Genomic DNA, 279 nt, shown 5'->3' with positions numbered 1-279 from the left:
AGACTCAAGGATTTTAATTTTCTGTTCTATAGCTTGTAGTTGGTTATAGAGTAACTCAAGCTCTTTTTGAATAGAGGCAAGTTGTATTTCTACTTTTTGTTTTAGGTGTGATGTATGGTATTGTGGTATAGCGGTAAGTAAACTATAGTATTTGGTAATGAGTACTTGATACTGATCTACTTTTTCTTTAAACTGATAAAGAGTTTCTTCTGTTAAATGGGATTTAAATTTAAGCAGTTCTACACGCAGTGAAAAAAGGATATCTATTGCAGCCTTAAT

At 31.2% G+C, this 279-nt stretch carries 1 protein-coding gene; it reads right to left on the bottom strand.

Translation table 11 applies throughout. The features are described 5' to 3' along the window. On the bottom strand, nucleotides 1–279 hold a 279-nt coding region (locus ACOSDR_RS20330), incomplete at both ends, for a hypothetical protein (protein ID WP_420732363.1).

Source organism: Hwanghaeella sp. 1Z406 (assembly GCF_048892425.1).
Lineage (GTDB): Bacteria > Pseudomonadota > Alphaproteobacteria > UBA8366 > Aestuariispiraceae > Pacificispira.
This window is presented reverse-complemented; position numbering and strand designations above follow the sequence as displayed.